Source organism: Sporosarcina sp. 179-K 3D1 HS, from assembly GCF_047228905.1.
In the GTDB taxonomy this organism is placed as follows: domain Bacteria; phylum Bacillota; class Bacilli; order Bacillales_A; family Planococcaceae; genus Sporosarcina.
On the sequence record NZ_JBFEGI010000007.1, the window covers coordinates 135,412 to 150,078 of the forward strand.

Below are 14,667 nucleotides of genomic sequence, written 5' to 3' on the forward strand. Positions count from 1 at the left end.
TTTGTGCACCGTAATGTAGGACTTATCCTTTATTTCATCCTACACTTCAGTCACATCGCAACATCTCGGACGAACCTTACAATAATGTTGCCGAACTTCCCAACGTTCTGCGCCCACCTCACAACGTATTCCCCGAACTTCCCAACGTTTCCAGCACCTCACAACATTTTCTCCGAACCTCACAACATTTAAGCGCCACCTCAAAACGAATTGCATCCACTTCACAACTTATTCCCAAACCTCGCAACGTTCCCACCCAACCTTACAACGCTAACCACTAACCCTATCTCTACGTCAATCAAAAACAGGGAATCCATATCGGACTCCCTGTACCTATCATTCTATTGCCAAAGGCCCATCCGGATAAAGGATCAAGCCGTTTCGTTTTTGCAAAGCTTGTTCGATCGTGCCGGATAGTTCGTGCAAAGGGTACGGCTTGGTCATGTAGTGATCGACGTTGAACTGGCTGACGAGGTCTTCCCGTTTCTCCAAGGCGGAGGAGATGACGATTGGGATATGCTGCGTTGCTGGGTCCTCCTTCAAGCGCCGGATGAGGTCCCACCCTGTTTGTTTTTCGCCTAGCAGCAGGTCGACAACGATGCAATTTGGCTGCTCTTCTTTGGCGTAGGTGAAAGCCGGGTTCACTTTGGATTGGTGAATGACCGAGAAGCCTATCATTTTCAATTCTTCCCCTAAGAGCAGGGCGATGCTGGAGTCGTCTTCCACGATCATGACAGCGGGGCTGTTGGAAGACAGGAGCTCCGTTTTGGCCACTGTTTGTAAGGGCAATGCAAAGAATACGGCCGTGCCGACACCCTCCTCGGATTCAATCCAAATCTTCCCTCCGTGGTTTTCCACAATCTCACGGCAAATGGCCAATCCGAGCCCTGTGCCGCCGATTTTCCGGCTGTAACTATTATCGAAGCGCTGGAATTTCTCGAACATTTTCCCGATTTGATTGGCTGGAATGCCGATTCCTTCATCTTCAATCGACACGATGGCCCGGTCTTCTTCCGTCGCGATGGTGATGAGGACATTTCCTCCATCGGGCGAAAACTTCAAGGCGTTGCTCAACAAATTGGTGAACACTTGGACCATCTTGTCGTGATCCGCCATGATAATCGGCTGAATGGCCTTGTCGACGATGGCGATGGAATGATGGTCATCCACTTGAAATGTGTCCATCACTTCTTTAGCCACTTCGGAAAGATTCACATCGATCATTTGATACGACTGTTGTCCCGACTCCATCCGTTGCAAATCCAGGAAATCGTTAATGAGATTCGTCAGCCGCTGCGCTTCTTTGTGGATGGTTTCCAAATAGCGCTTTTGCCGTTTGGCATCCATCTCTTTCGATAATAAAAGTTCCGTGAAACCGAGCACGCTGGAAAGGGGAGTCCGCAATTCATGGCTCACCGTGGAAACGAGTTCCGTTTTCATCCGGTCGATTTCGTATTCCTGTGTAATATCCCGGTGTACAAAAATCGTGCCGCTCCGCTCGTTCTCAATGATGATCGGGACGCTGTAGACATTCATCACTTTCGGGTGGTCGCCCGGAATCTTATAAGACGTCTGGGACACGGCGTCCGACTCAAGTGCTTCTTCCAAAAAGGCCTTCAATTCTCCACTATCTTCCACCTTGTCCAGTACGTGGTTAAGCCATATTTCACGATCGATCCCTTCCTTCTCAAATTCTTTTGGGAACTCCAGTAAGCGGAAGAGGGCCTGATTGTATCGATCCTGTTCCCCGTTCACCGAAACGAACCGGATTCCTTCGTTAATAGTATCCAAGATATTTTGGCTCAACAGTCGCTCCCGGTTTACCTTTTCATATTGTTCCACCCGATCAATCGCCAGTTCCACCCGTTTCAGCAGCCCGTACATATCCAGTAGATCTTCCTCGGAAAATGGACGGCCAATCCGCGAGAAGGCTACGGTTATACCGAGTTGTGTGGAATGTTCTTTGATGCCGGCAAAGTAATCGTAGACGTAAGTTTGGTCGTTGGTGATGCCTTTTTCGTAATCCGCCTCCCGCTTCACTACGAAGTAAGGCTCCTTTTCCAATCGGTGTCGGATATATTCGAACTGCTTCTGCTTGAAACGGTCAAAGCGTTCCTCCGACAGCCCTTTCAAGCTGTATTCCCCGCTCTCTGGCAGCCAGACGCCGCCCAGGTCGAGCTTGTACAATTCATCGAAGTATTCGAGCACCAGATCCAGGATCTCCTGCTTGTCCAACGAAAACGACAATTGGTGATTCAGCCCATTGTAGCGTTCCAACCGGTATTTGGCGAAGCGAGCCGATGACAGCGCCATTTCCATACGACTTTGTTTATCCACCAGTTCCTCTTGTTGGGAAAGGAGTTCTTCGTTTTGTGCGGTCAACTCGTCCTCTTTCGTCTGGATGGTCCGGATCATCCCGGCAAAGGAATCCGAGAGTGCACCAATTTCATCCGTCCGCTCAATCGGCTTGAAGTTGAAATCCAAACCGTCCCGATACCGGTCCGCTGCCCACTTTATCTGTTCGATCGGCCGGATGATATCGTAGATGACACGCCGGACGATCCAGAAGATGACGAACAACAGCACCGCACCTCCGACCAAGATGTAGAGATAGAAAAGATTCAGCTGTTTCGTCAGTTTTCCGAACATGCTGAGGAGGCTGTCGTTCAGTTTGTCGTTGTATTGCTCCGAGTACTCGATGAGTTGATTGACGGTATCATTCGTCCCCCCCAGGGAAAGCTCCCGCAATCCTGCATAGTCATCCGAGTGGACGAGGGAAGTGGCGTAGGGAAGGGTCACGTTCTCATAGTGGATGAGGAACCCCTCGATTTCATCGATCAATTCCCGTTCCTCTTCCGTTAATTCACCGGACCGCAAATGAAGGATCGCTTCCCGGATGTTTCCCATTTCTTCGTATGCCGCGTCCAGTTCGGCATCGATCTTGAAGGCATAATATCCCCGTGCCCGTAAAAAGAGGTCGTTGACGGAACGGGATAGATCATCCATCGCAATCGCTTTCTCATAGGAAATTTGCCGTTCATTGGACAGATTTTCCCACTTGTTATGGAGAAATAGATAAGTCCCGAAGATGATGGGGACCAAAATGAGCAGCAAGACCAACGTTGAGAGTTGATATTTTCTTCTCAACCCGCCTTTATTCATATCAAGTCCTCATTCCATTATGAAATTTTTTCTAATTATCTACTATTCTACCATGATGATATAAAAAAAGTTATCCGCTTCTGCTTGCGGATAACTTCTTTGAATTAACCAAATCGGCCGTTGATATAGTCATCTGTCCGTTCGTCAGTTGGGGTGCTGAAGAGGGTGGTCGTTCGGTCGCATTCGACTATTTCCCCGTTTAAGAAAAACGCAGTGCGGTCGGAAATACGGGCAGCTTGCTGCATATTATGGGTGACGATGGCGACGGTGACGTCATTCTTAATGGAGTTGATCAGTTCTTCAACTTTGTGAGTCGAAACGGGATCGAGCGCGGATGTCGGTTCATCCATCAAAATCACTTCGGGATCGACCGCGAGGCAGCGGGCGATGCACAGCCGTTGTTGCTGGCCGCCGGAAAGGCCGTATGCACTCTTATGAAGACGGTCTTTCACTTCATCCCACAGAGCCGCTTTCCGTAGACTGTCTTCAACAATGGAGTCCAGCACGGCTTTGTTGCGGATGCCATGGATTTTCGGACCGAACGCCACATTTTCATAGATTGATTTCGGAAAGGGATTCGGTTTCTGGAAGACCATTCCGACTTTCGAGCGCAATTCCTCGACGGGCATCGCTTTACCAAGAATATTACTGCCCATCAAGGTGATATTTCCGGAAATCGTGACATTGGGCGCAGTCTCGACCATCCGGTTCAACGTTTTTAAATACGTGGATTTCCCGCAGCCGGATGGTCCGATGATAGCAGTCACTTCTTTTTCATTGATGGTCAGATCAATGTTTTTCAACGCATGGGACGTGCCGTACCAAACGTTCAGGCCATTCGTTTCATAGACGGGTTTCTGCCAGTTGGCATTTTTCATGACGCGGAACTGTTTCTCTTCTTGTCGGTCTCTCAATAAAGTCATCGGGAGGTTCCTCCTATCGGTTTTGAAGCTTTTTTTCTGATCTATTTCGGAAATAAATCGCAAATGCGTTCATTGTCACGAGAATGATGAGCAGCACAATGATTCCCGCGGACGCGGCATCAGCAAACTCAGGTTGTGGGCGCTTGGCCCAGTCGTAAATCTGCATCGGCAAGGCGGTGAATGTGCTCAATGGGCCGGTCGGTAAAAAGTGGACGATGACCGGGATGCCGAGCACGATGAGCGGTGCGGTTTCTCCGATGGCACGCGAGAACGATAAGATGCTGCCTGTCAGAATCGAGCCGATCGCGGAAGGGAGGACGACATGGACGATTGTCTGCCATTTTGTTGCTCCCATTCCATACGATGCTTCCCGCAAGGTGTCTGGAACCGCACGGATCGCTTCTTGCGAGGCGACGATGATAATCGGCAAGATTAACAGACTCATCGTCAATCCAGCAGCAAGTATACTGTTACCAAGTGAAAAAGCGCGGACGAAAACGGTTAAACCGAGCAATCCGAAGACGACGGACGGAACGCCGGCGAGGTTGCTGATGTTCATTTCAATAAAGGCGGTCCATCTGTTCTTGGGAGCATATTCCTCGAGATAGATGGCGGAACAGAGACCTAAGAACATAGACACCGGAATGACGACTGCCATGAGGGCCAAAGTGCCGACGAGCGCAGCTTTAATGCCAGCCTTTTCAGGGAAGCGGGAACCGAAATTCGTAAAGAACGAGAGGTTCAATCGCCCGAAGCCATCTGCGGCAATTCCGTAAAAAAGGAAGACGATAATGGCCAGCAACAGGAAGGCGGCCATACGGAACAACCACTTCATGGCTGAATCTTTGGCAAGCCGCTGGTTGGTCTTCGATGGAAGAACACGTACCATTTCAATACTCCTCCCTGAACTTCGTTTTGATGAATAAAGCGATCCGGTTCATTGCAAAAGTAAAGAGGAACAACGTAAAGCCGACCGCATAAATGGAATAGTAAATCGTTGTGCCATATCCGGCATCCCCCGTTGCCACTTGGACGATATAGGAAGTCATTGTCTGGATGGAACCGGTCAAGTCCAGATTGAATGCGGGTGTCGATCCGGCTGCTAAAGAGACGATCATCGTTTCCCCGATGGCACGGGAAGCGGCCAGGATGACGGAGGCAGCAATTCCTGAAATGGCGGCCGGAAAGACGACTTTGACGGCCGTCTCAAATTTGGTTGACCCGAGCGCATAAGAACCTTCTCGGAAGGAAGCGGGTACGGCAGATAACGCATCTTCCGACAGCGAGACGATCATCGGCAGGATCATGATGCCGACTACGATTCCAGCACTCAGTGCATTAAACAATTTCAACGCGGGAATGAAGGACTGCAACCAAGGCGTGACGAACGTCAGGGCAAAAAATCCGTAGACGATCGTTGGAATCCCCGCAAGCAATTCAATAACAGGTTTGATTAATTTCTTCACTTTTGGCGAGGCGTATTCACTTAGGAACAAGGCACATGCCAGGCCGGCGGGGACACTGACAAGTAGTGCCACGATAGCGATTTTCAATGTGCCGACAACGAGCGGCAAGACGCCGAAAGCCGGCGCTGCATTGGAAAATGGGGCCCACTCAGTGCCGAACAGGAAATCCGTCACTTTCACTTGGCTGAAAAACGTGAAGGTCTCTTTCAATAAGGTGAAAACAATACCGAACGTCGCCAGGATCGTAACGCACGTCACCGCCAGCAAGAGATGTGGAACGAGTTTTCCGAACGTCTCCTTCTTTTTTGCCGCGGCAATGAGGTCACGGGTCCTCGTCTTTTCGACAGGTTGTATAGCAGTCAACGCTAGCACTCCTTTATGCCGGATTTCTTTGTGTTCATAAAACAGGTGACTCGGGCGTTGTGAGGTTTTCCTGAAACGTTTCGAAGTTAGTTCCGAACGTTGTGAGGATCATCAATAATGTTTCGAGGACTGCCCATTGAAGAGCCTTGTTGATTCAATCGACAATCCGTGGGGGATGAAGAACCCCCACGGATTGCAGTTTCGCTTTATTTGATAGCATCCAATGCGTCGCGTGTCTTTTTATATTCTTCTTCCGGCAGTTGGACGTAGCCGACTGCTTCGGCCATTTCAGCCGCATTGTCGATGACGAATTCCATAAAATTACGCACTTCTTTTTTATTTTTTACAGCATCGTTATTGACGTAGACGAAAAGTGGGCGGGAGAATGGCGTATATTCGCCGGACTCGATCGTTTCAGAATTGGGTTCGACTCCATCGATCATGACCGCTTTCAAGGAATCTTTGTTTGCTTCATAGTACGCATAACCGAAGAATCCGATGGCGTTGGCATCGCCTTTGATTCCTGTCACGAGGACGTTGTCGTCTTCAGACAGTGTAGCCGCTTTTACAAGGTCGCCGTCTTTCAACACGACTTCATTGAAGTAGTCGTATGTTCCGGAATCGGTTCCTGGTGAGTAGAAGACAATTTCTTCATCCGGCCAGCTTGGATTGATATCCGACCATGTTTTCGTTGTACCGTCTTCGACCCAGATTTTTTCTAGGTCTTCCACCGTCAAGGAGTCAATCCAGTTGTTCTCTTTATTTACGACAACAGTCAAGCCATCGTACGCGATCGGTAATTCCGAGTAATCCACTCCAGCGGCTACCAGCTTTTCTTTCTCTTCCTCTTTGATCGGACGGGAGGCGTTGGAGAAATCTGTTTCACCTGCGATGAACTTTTCAAAACCGCCGCCGGTACCTGATACGCCGACAGACACGAGCACGTCTTTTTCCACTTGTGCGTACTCTTCCACGATCGCTTCCATAATCGGTGCGACAGTGGATGATCCGTCGCCGGTGACTTTCCCGCTCAAGCTTTGGCCCTCTGGCGTTGTATTGGCGGATGTATTTCCGTCTCCTCCGCTGCAGGCAGCAAGGAAAATCGAGCATGCTAGTCCAAGTGTTGCAAGTACTGACGTCTTCTTCATCTGTTGTTGTCCCCCTCAACTCATTTTCTTTACAACTCAAATGGTAACGGACAAATATTGAGGCTGTATGAATGAGATGTAAAGGTTTTGTAAACAAAAAAGAACCCGCTGACCACTCTGTCAGCAAGGTTCATTGTTTTTATTCAAAAATATAATGCAGCGCTTTGATCGCTTGGTCGACGTTTTCCAGCGTGGCATGCGCTTTGCGGGAGAGTTCTTTCAGTGCGTGGTGATGGGCTTCCGGGCGAATGAGGATCAAGGGCTTCCCGAGTGCGACAGCAGCGCTCGCATCCATAGCCGTGTTCCATTGCTTGTACTTTTCGCCGAAAAGTGCGATGACGAGGTCCGCTTTCTTCATTAGGAGCTCGGTCCGTAAATTATTGAAGTTGGAAGCTGCGGCGTCTTTGAAAATCGCATTGGGCTGCTTCCCCAGGATTTCCTCCCCGATGTTGTCGGAACGGTCATGATCCTCCATCGGCCCGACGAAGTCAATCGGCAAATTCAAGGCGGCGCTTTTCTGTTTCACTTCCTCCCGCCATGATGAATGAATTTCCCCGGCCAGATACACAGTTAATCTCATAATGTCATCCCTCCATCAAGTGATACTTCAAGTATAGCATTCATTCTCAGAAGATTGCCTCCGGTGCATCGGCGGTTTACACTTAAGGGAAGGAGGATGATCGTGAAAGTGCTCATGAATAACGGTCATTCCAAAAAGAGAGGGGGATTCCCAATAATGGATGGACGAAATCGTGCAGATGTAAAACCAGGTTTGAAAGTGGCGGTCATATTGAAGAAAGACCAGCGGAGCGGCATGAAAACGGAAGGGGTCGTCAAGGATTTATTGACCAACTCCAGCTTTCATCCGCATGGCATTAAAGTGCGGCTGGAAGACGGCCAAGTCGGGCGCGTTTGCGATATTTTAGAGTGAACGGCGGGGCGCGGGTGCAGTAGTAAACGTATTGCTTGCACTGCAGCCGCGTTTGGTTGCATTCGCCGGTTGTTTGCTTGCACTCAAGTTAGCTTTGCTTGCAGTCTAGCTCAGTTTGCTTGCACCCGCCGGTAGTTTCCTTGCAACTCGTGACTTCTCTCCCGCGTCCTTCATCGAAAGGGGGAATGGATTTGGGGAAAATCGGGAGTATTGTGTATGTTGTCGTGGTCATGGCATTTCTGTTGCCGATTGCCCTTGTAGGCGGAGTGGTTGTCTACATGATGGGGATGAAGTTCCTGCTACCGTTGATCATAGTAGCTTATCTCATTGTCGGGACGTTGATGGTCATGAGCTTTTTTCCTAGGGCCATTCATAAAAAGCTTATGAACCGCATTATGATAGGTGCCATCGCGTTGGCAGTCGTTGCAGCTATCCCAGGAATATACCATTATACACGTCCCGTCGTGCAAGACGGATACATAGCAACACATGACTATGCACCTTTCCAAGAAAGTACGAAAGCCGTCTCACTCGACGAGCCGGCTACCCTGAAACTGGAAGATGACCTTCCGATCTTGGACGGCGCCACTGCCCTTTATCCGATCTATTCCGCTTTCGCGCAGGCGGTGTATCCGGAAAAGGAGTACAACCAATACGACAGTGAAGTGATGTCCAATCGTACAGGGGAGGCCTATGACAATCTTTTCAGCGGCCGGGCGGATATCATTTTCGTGTCTGGCCCTTCCAAAGCGCAATTGGCGAAAGCCGAGGAAATGGGCAAAGACATGAAGTTGACACCGATTGGCCGGGAGGCGTTCGTCTTCTTTGTCAATGCGAGAAATCCGGTGAAGAGTTTGACGACGGATGAATTAAAAGGCATTTATTCGGGACAGATCACGAACTGGAAAGAGGTCGGCGGGAAGCGGAAATCGATTCGTGCGTTCCAACGGCCGGAAGATAGCGGAAGTCAGACCGCCTTGCAGCATTTCATGGGGGATGTTCCGATAATGGACCCGCCGGTGGAAGACATTGCATCGTTTATGGGCACCATTATCGACCAAGTGTCGGACTATAAGAACTACAATAATGCAATCGGATATACGTTCCGCTATTATTCCACTCAAATGGTGAAGAACAGTGCCATCCGGTTGCTGCAAGTGGATGGCGTGGAACCGACCGTCGAAACGATCCGTTCGGGAGAGTACCCGTTGACCGATGAATTTTACGCAGTAACGGCAGGAAGTGATAACCCGCATATCGAATCATTCTTGGAGTGGATCGTATCGGAGCAAGGGCAGGACATTGTAGAAAAGACGGGGTACGTGCCGGTCTCCGAATAAATAGGGGGAAGCGACATGACAATGACAGAGGTATTGGGAATCCATCATCCGATCATCCAAGCGCCGATGGCTGGGGTGACGACACCTGGATTTGTGGCGGCATCCGCCGAGGCCGGGGTGCTCGGCTCAATCGGGGCAGGTTATATATCCGCAGAGGAGACTCGGGATTTCATTCGCCAAGTGAAGGAGCGGACGGATCGGCCATTTGCGGTCAATTTGTTTGTGCCGGAGGCGGTTGAAGTGGAGGAAGCCCGATTGCAGAAAGCCTATGAAACGCTGCAACCGATCGGTGAACAATTGGGGATGACATCTTGGGATACGCCGTTATCCACATCTGAATTTGACGCACAAATTCAAGTGATCATCGAAGAAGGCGTACCGATTTGTTCATTCACTTTCGGCTTGCCGGACGCAGCTTCCATTCAGAAATTAAAAGAGGCCGGAATGTTGCTGATCGGAACGGCAACGACTGTCGAAGAGGCGGTGCTGGCCGAGCGGGCCGGGATGGATGCGGTCGTTGCACAAGGCAAGGAAGCGGGCGGCCACCGGGGCTCCTTTGCTGGGGAGCTGCAATTCATTCCATTGGACGAGCTGCTCCCGTCCATCGTGGAAGCCATTGGGATTCCGGTCATCGCAGCGGGCGGCATCGGGAATAAAGGGCGCATGGAGTGGGCGTTGCAGCAAGGTGCGCAAGCCGTGCAGATCGGGACAGCCTTGTTGGCCGCGGAAGAAAGCGGGGCCCATTCGGCTTATAAAGAAGCAATTTTGACTGCAGAAGAAGGAAGTACTGTATTGACCAAGGCTTTCTCTGGAAAAATGGCGCGGGGCATTCAGAATGAGTTCATCCGTAAGATGGAAAATGCCGTCATCGCCCCGTACCCCTACCAAAATGATTTGACGAAAACCATACGGAGTGAAGCGGCAAAACAAGGGAAGCCCGAATGGATGTCCTGTTGGGCGGGCGAAGGGGTGCAAATGAGCACGCAAGGTACGGTGAAAGAAATTCTCCAACGTTTTATTTGAATCAATCAGGGAACGCCTCAACAATAATTGTTGGGGCTTTTTGAATCTCTATTCCCTAGAAAGATAGATGCGGACAGCAACAAACATGGAGTATACTTTATCCACATCCAGTTTCGGGCAGGAGAGGGGGGATCGCCATGCTGGATTTGCTGGTCATCATGTTGGAGCGCGTCGGGATGATTGTTGCGGTGGCGTTCATCTTGACGCGATTGGACTTTTTCAAGAATATGGTGCATCAGGATAAGCTGAACCGGAAGCAGGAAATGACGGCCATCCTGTTCTTCGGTTTCTTCGGTATTATTGGCACGTATTTCGGAGTCGCCTTCAACACGGAAACACTGCATTTCAATAGCGTGGCCATGGAACTCGCAGCAGACGAGGCGATCGCCAATTCACGTGTCATCGGAGTTGTCGTCGCTGGGCTGTTGGGCGGCTATAAGCTGGGGGTGGGCGCGGGGTTGATTGCCGGACTGCATCGGATGTCGCTCGGCGGTTTCACTTCCATCTCCTGTGGATTGTCGACCATCATCTCGGGGTATATCGCCAGCGCCTTCTATCAAAAGGGGAAACATGTGAAGCCGTTGACCGCTTTTGGAATCGGGGCGATGGCGGAAGCTGTCCAGATGGGCCTGATTCTCCTTCTATCTAAACCTTTTGAGAAAGCGATCATCTTAGTGGACACGATTGGCATCCCGATGATCTTGGCGAACGGCATTGGAACGGCGATCTTTCTCCTTATCGTCTACAACGTCATCAGCGATCAGGAAAAGGCGACCGCTTTGCAAGCACAAAAGACCTTGCGCATCGCCGACCAAACCCTCGGACATTTGCGGCAAGGCATGAGTAACACGACAGCCCAAGCGGTTTGTACTATTTTATACCGCGAACTGAAGCCGAGCGCAGTGGCGATGACGAATACAACGGAAATCCTCGCGCATGTCGGGGAAGTCAGTGACCATCATCAAACGAATAGCCCCATCCAAACCGATATCACGAAAGAAGTGCTCCAGAAAGGGCAGCTTGTCGTTGTGAATGAAGGTGCCATTCATTGCATCCAACCCGATTGTCCGCTGGGTGCGGCAGTCATTGCGCCTCTCGAACAAGGCGGAGAGACGATCGGCACCTTGAAATTGTATTATCCATCCGAAAAGGCGATCACCGATGTGACGGTGGAGCTCATTTCAGGGCTCAGTTCACTCCTGAGCAATCAACTTGAAATTGCCGAAGCGAACCGGCTGCATCAATTGGCTAAAGATGCGGAAATCAAAACGCTCCAAGCCCAGATCAGTCCTCATTTTTTATTCAACTCGATGAATATTATCGTGTCGTTAATTCGGACCGATCCAGACCAAGCTCGCAAATTACTGACGTCACTATCGTATTTCTTGCGGCAGAACTTGGAGGGGACAACCGCAGAACAGGTGACGTTGGAACAGGAGCTCCTGCATGTTGAGGCCTACCTCAAGATCGAAGAGGCCCGATTTGTCGATAAACTGACCATTCGCTACGATATAGACCAGCGGATTTTGGATGAAATGATTCCGCCGTTGACACTCCAGCCGATTGTCGAAAATGCCATCAAGCACGGCATTAAAAACATGGAGAAAAACAGCGTCGTGAAAATTAGGATGCGGACCCGGGACAAGGGAATTGAAATCGCCGTGCAAGACAATGGGCAAGGCATCCCGCCGGATCGAATGGCCGATTTGGGGTCCAATCAAATCGCTTCTGCCACGGGAACCGGAATGGGCTTGTTTAACGTCAATCGCCGTCTCATCATGACATTCGGCGAGCAGGCGGCCCTGCAAATCCAAAGCGATCGCGGCAAAGGGACGACCGTATGCTTTATCATTCCGAAAAAGGAGGTGGCTAGCTGATGCGCGTAATTCGAACATTGGTCGTCGATGATGAGCGCTATGCGCGGGAGGAATTGACTTTTTTACTCGGCCAGTTCCCATCCATCCAAGTGGTGGGGGAGGCAGAGTCGGGGGAAGCGGCCATTATGAAAACGCTGCAGTTGCAACCGGATGTCGTCTTCTTGGACGTGGAAATGCCGAAGATGGGAGGCATGGAAGTTGCGAAATCACTTCAGGGATTAAAAAAAGTGCCCCTCATCGCATTTGCGACTGCCTATCCGCAATTCGCCGCAGAAGCCTTCCGTATTAACGCAGTGGATTATTTATTGAAACCGTATGATGAAGACCAGTTGAAGCAGACGATCGAGAGGGTTGAAAATTGGTTGGCCCCGCAGTTGCCGGGAGACGTGACAAGCCAACTTGGGAAACTGGCGGTGGAGATGGACGGGGAAATCGACTATATTCTCATTCGGGACATTTACTATATGTACCGGGAAGAGAAGGTGACGAAAATCATTACAGAACAGCAAGATTATGAAGTTCGGATCTCATTGAAAGAGTTGGAGAATCGGCTCGCTTCGTTTCCTTTTTTTCGCATTCATAAAAGCTACTTGGTCAATTTAAATTATGTCAGCCGATTGACGCCCTGGTTCAACGGGGCATATCAACTGGAATTGGAAGGGCGCCCGGAAAAACTGTCCGTCAGCCGGAATTATGTGAAGGACTTGCGCCAGCGATTGGAAATATAAGGTCCAATGCACGTCAGTCCGCCTCTTTTGCATGATAATCTCTCATTTCTACATGTTGCGGCGAAAATGGTCTTTTCGTCGCTCTTCTCTCTTACAATAAATGAAAGATTGAAAGCGCTATCATTTAGAGGGGGGAGCATTCATGTATACATTTTTATTCGGTGTTGTCTTGCTGATCGTCGGCTATTTCACGTATGGCAAATTCGTAGAGAAGATGTTTGGCGTTAAAGAGGAGCGTGCCACACCTGCTTATACGAGTGGCGACGGCGTTGACTACGTGCCGATGAGCACAACGAAGAACTCATTAATTCAGTTATTGAACATCGCGGGGGTGGGTCCGATTTTCGGTCCGATCATGGGGGCGCTCTATGGCCCGATCGCATTCATCTGGATCGTAGTCGGGGCGATTTTTGCCGGGGCGGTACATGATTATTTGACAGGCATGATTTCCATCCGCAACCGTGGCGCCCATTTGCCGGAGCTGGCGGGGAAATTCCTAGGGAAATTCATGAAGCACGTCGTCAACGCATTTGCGATTCTTCTATTGGTATTGGTTGGAACGGTTTTCGTTTCAGCGCCAGCCGGCTTGCTCTATAACTTGATGAATGGCTGGGCGGCAATGGGCATCATTGTAACGGCCATCTTCATTTACTATATTCTCGCGACTTTGCTGCCGATCGATAAAATCATTGGCCGGTTCTACCCGATTTTCGGTGCATTGCTCATCATTAGTGCGGTCGGAGTTGGCGGCGGGATGGTTTTGACAGGTGCCAATATTCCTGAATTGACGCTTGCGAACTTGCACCCGGATAAACTGCCGATCTTCCCGTTATTATTCTTGACGATTTCATGTGGAGCATTGTCCGGTTTCCACGCGACGCAGTCACCGATCATTTCACGCACGACGCAAAGAGAAGGCCAAGGACGTAAAATTTTCTACGGTATGATGATTGCGGAAGCGATCATTGCCATGATTTGGGCAGCAGCAGGCATGAGCCTCTTCAACGGTCCAGTCGGGTTGAATGAACTACTAGCAGCAGGCGGTCCGGCGATGATTGTCAGCGAAGCTTCCACGATGATGTTAGGAGCGGTCGGCGGAACATTGGCGATTCTCGGTGTCATCATCTTGCCGATCACTTCTGGCGATACGGCATTCCGCAGTGCGCGTATGATCATTGCCGACTACTTCAAAGTGTCACAAGTGAAGTTGGTCAGCCGTCTATGGATTGCCCTTCCGATGTTCGTCATCTCGATTGTTTTGACGAAAATCGATTTTGATATCCTATGGCGCTACTTCTCCTGGGCGAACCAATCGACTGCGGTCATCGCGCTGTTCGTAGGGGCCATGTATCTCTTCATTGCCGGGAAGAATTACTGGGTCGCACTGATTCCAGGAACGTTCATGCTCATGGCGACGACTACGTATATCTTGAATGCGAAAATCGGATTCGGTTTGCCGATGAACGTGGCGTATATCGGCGCAACCGTCATCTCCATCGCGCTGGTGGCTATCTTCTTCGTCGCCGCAAACAAGGCGAGGGCCGAGCAGATTCCGCTGGAAGAAGACATCTCGCATTGGAAAGGTATCACCACAAGTTAAAGTATGCCGAAAAAGCTATTCCCCAAGACAGCGGGGATAGCTTTTTTGATTGGGACAGCAGAATATCCGTCAAGTTCACAAGTTTATCCGTCAGTTCCGTCTCTTT

General features: G+C 50.1%; 12 protein-coding genes. 6 read left to right on the top strand and 6 right to left on the bottom strand.

Features of this window, described 5'->3' with window-relative positions; genetic code table 11:
- Positions 1-336: 336 nt before the first annotated feature.
- The 6 genes from AB1K83_RS11155 to AB1K83_RS11180 all read right to left on the bottom strand — a co-directional run bounded on the left by AB1K83_RS11155 (position 337) and on the right by AB1K83_RS11180 (position 7,642).
- Entirely contained in the window at positions 337-3,162 is a 2,826-nt protein-coding gene (locus tag AB1K83_RS11155; RefSeq protein WP_413058261.1) for an ATP-binding protein, read from the bottom strand.
- Between the two features lie 104 nt (positions 3,163-3,266).
- Positions 3,267-4,040 carry a phosphate ABC transporter ATP-binding protein PstB gene (pstB, locus tag AB1K83_RS11160; protein ID WP_413058322.1) on the bottom strand — a complete coding sequence of 258 codons (774 nt, stop codon included), beginning with the start codon at positions 4,038-4,040 and terminating at the stop codon, positions 3,267-3,269.
- 58 nt (positions 4,041-4,098) lie between these two features.
- A complete protein-coding gene (gene pstA / locus AB1K83_RS11165; protein WP_413058262.1) occupies positions 4,099-4,974 on the bottom strand; it encodes a phosphate ABC transporter permease PstA in 876 nt (291 codons plus the stop codon).
- Position 4,975: 1 nt separating this feature from the next.
- Positions 4,976-5,914 carry a phosphate ABC transporter permease subunit PstC gene (gene pstC / locus AB1K83_RS11170; RefSeq protein ID WP_413058263.1) on the bottom strand — a complete coding sequence of 313 codons (939 nt, stop codon included), beginning with the start codon at positions 5,912-5,914 and terminating at the stop codon, positions 4,976-4,978.
- Positions 5,915-6,120: 206 nt separating this feature from the next.
- Complete coding sequence (locus AB1K83_RS11175; RefSeq protein WP_413058264.1) at positions 6,121-7,062, bottom strand: PstS family phosphate ABC transporter substrate-binding protein; 942 nt, start codon at positions 7,060-7,062, stop codon at positions 6,121-6,123.
- A gap of 139 nt (positions 7,063-7,201) precedes the next feature.
- Positions 7,202-7,642 (bottom strand): YtoQ family protein, encoded by a 441-nt coding sequence (locus AB1K83_RS11180; protein ID WP_413058265.1) that lies wholly within the window; start codon positions 7,640-7,642, stop codon positions 7,202-7,204.
- A 156-nt stretch (positions 7,643-7,798) separates the two neighbouring features.
- Between AB1K83_RS11180 and AB1K83_RS11185 the strand changes: the two genes are divergently transcribed.
- From AB1K83_RS11185 to AB1K83_RS11210, 6 genes are all read left to right on the top strand, one after another.
- The gene (locus AB1K83_RS11185) at positions 7,799-7,993 is read left to right on the top strand and encodes a YwbE family protein (protein ID WP_413058266.1); all 195 of its coding nucleotides are present in this window, start codon (positions 7,799-7,801) and stop codon (positions 7,991-7,993) included.
- 185 nt (positions 7,994-8,178) lie between these two features.
- Complete coding sequence (locus AB1K83_RS11190) at positions 8,179-9,333, top strand: PstS family phosphate ABC transporter substrate-binding protein (protein ID WP_413058267.1); 1,155 nt, start codon at positions 8,179-8,181, stop codon at positions 9,331-9,333.
- Positions 9,334-9,348: 15 nt separating this feature from the next.
- A complete protein-coding gene (locus AB1K83_RS11195; protein WP_413058268.1) occupies positions 9,349-10,356 on the top strand; it encodes an NAD(P)H-dependent flavin oxidoreductase in 1,008 nt (335 codons plus the stop codon).
- A 137-nt stretch (positions 10,357-10,493) separates the two neighbouring features.
- Positions 10,494-12,233: a LytS/YhcK type 5TM receptor domain-containing protein gene (locus AB1K83_RS11200; protein ID WP_413058269.1), complete on the top strand. Its 1,740-nt coding sequence runs from the start codon at positions 10,494-10,496 to the stop codon at positions 12,231-12,233.
- Positions 12,230-12,961, top strand: coding sequence for a LytR/AlgR family response regulator transcription factor (locus AB1K83_RS11205; RefSeq protein ID WP_413058323.1), 732 nt, complete (start codon positions 12,230-12,232; stop codon positions 12,959-12,961). The genes AB1K83_RS11200 and AB1K83_RS11205 overlap by 4 nt, the downstream gene beginning before the upstream one ends.
- Positions 12,962-13,103: 142 nt before the next feature.
- Complete coding sequence (locus AB1K83_RS11210) at positions 13,104-14,561, top strand: carbon starvation protein A (protein ID WP_413058270.1); 1,458 nt, start codon at positions 13,104-13,106, stop codon at positions 14,559-14,561.
- Positions 14,562-14,667: the final 106 nt, after the last annotated feature.

Bases quoted from the DNA above. Each gene is read 5' to 3' on its own strand.
- AB1K83_RS11195 (WP_413058268.1), top strand. From the start codon at position 9,349: ATGACAATGACAGAGGTATTGGGAATCCATCATCCGATCATCCAAGCG.
- AB1K83_RS11210 (WP_413058270.1), top strand. From the start codon at position 13,104: ATGTATACATTTTTATTCGGTGTTGTCTTGCTGATCGTCGGCTATTTC.
- AB1K83_RS11155 (WP_413058261.1), bottom strand. From the start codon at position 3,162: ATGAATAAAGGCGGGTTGAGAAGAAAATATCAACTCTCAACGTTGGTC.
- AB1K83_RS11200 (WP_413058269.1), top strand. From the start codon at position 10,494: ATGCTGGATTTGCTGGTCATCATGTTGGAGCGCGTCGGGATGATTGTT.
- pstB (WP_413058322.1), bottom strand. From the start codon at position 4,040: ATGAAAAATGCCAACTGGCAGAAACCCGTCTATGAAACGAATGGCCTG.
- AB1K83_RS11180 (WP_413058265.1), bottom strand. From the start codon at position 7,642: ATGAGATTAACTGTGTATCTGGCCGGGGAAATTCATTCATCATGGCGG.
- AB1K83_RS11175 (WP_413058264.1), bottom strand. From the start codon at position 7,062: ATGAAGAAGACGTCAGTACTTGCAACACTTGGACTAGCATGCTCGATT.
- pstA (WP_413058262.1), bottom strand. From the start codon at position 4,974: ATGGTACGTGTTCTTCCATCGAAGACCAACCAGCGGCTTGCCAAAGAT.
- AB1K83_RS11185 (WP_413058266.1), top strand. From the start codon at position 7,799: ATGGATGGACGAAATCGTGCAGATGTAAAACCAGGTTTGAAAGTGGCG.
- AB1K83_RS11190 (WP_413058267.1), top strand. From the start codon at position 8,179: ATGGATTTGGGGAAAATCGGGAGTATTGTGTATGTTGTCGTGGTCATG.